This is a genomic window from Ligilactobacillus salitolerans, from assembly GCF_003864415.1.
GTDB classification, from domain to species: Bacteria; Bacillota; Bacilli; order Lactobacillales; family Lactobacillaceae; genus Ligilactobacillus; species Ligilactobacillus salitolerans.
On record NZ_BFFP01000098.1, the window covers coordinates 1 to 644 of the forward strand.

Consider the following 644-nt stretch of genomic DNA (forward strand, 5'->3'; position numbering starts at 1 on the left):
TAATGCGAAGAAACAGTATTATTTCCAAATAAATCTTTGACTTTTGTACTGTAATATAAAATATATGCTGCTTTGTCAGTTTTGTTAAAAATACCACAAGTGTTTTTTTAGTTCGTTTATGACGGTCAAACTATTGTGAAATTGAATTCAAGATTATAAAATCTTATCATAAAGTTACATAATTTAATCAAGGAGGTTGTACCTATGCTTGCAATTTTAGGGTACGCCATGGTCATTGTCTTTATGGCTTTGATCATGAAAAAGAAGATGACGCCTTTTATCGCGTTGATCACCATCCCACTGCTATTTGCGATTTTTGGATTGTTCCTCAAACTCTATCCAAATCACATCGGCGTTTGGGCTCTCAAAGGTTTAGAGAGTGTCTCTGTCACAGGTGTTATGCTCTTATTCGCTATTATATTTTTCGCTTTAATGCTGGATGCCGGATTATTCGATCCCGTAACTGCCTTTGTGATCAAACTCGCTAAAGGCGATCCAGTAAAAATTTTGGTCGGAACTGCGGTAGTCGCTGCAATGGTCTCATTAAACGGGGACGGAACTACTACAACTTTGATCTGCTGTTCAGCCTTTATTCCTATTTATAAGAAGCTCGACTTAAAGATGATGAATCTTGGTGTCCTGAT

1 protein-coding gene is annotated in these 644 nt (G+C 36.8%); it reads left to right on the forward strand.

Translation table 11 applies throughout. From position 1 onward, the window contains the following. Positions 1–204: 204 nt before the first annotated feature. On the forward strand, positions 205–644 hold a 440-nt coding region (locus tag LFYK43_RS12225), incomplete at its 3' end, for an SLC13 family permease (RefSeq protein ID WP_268227138.1).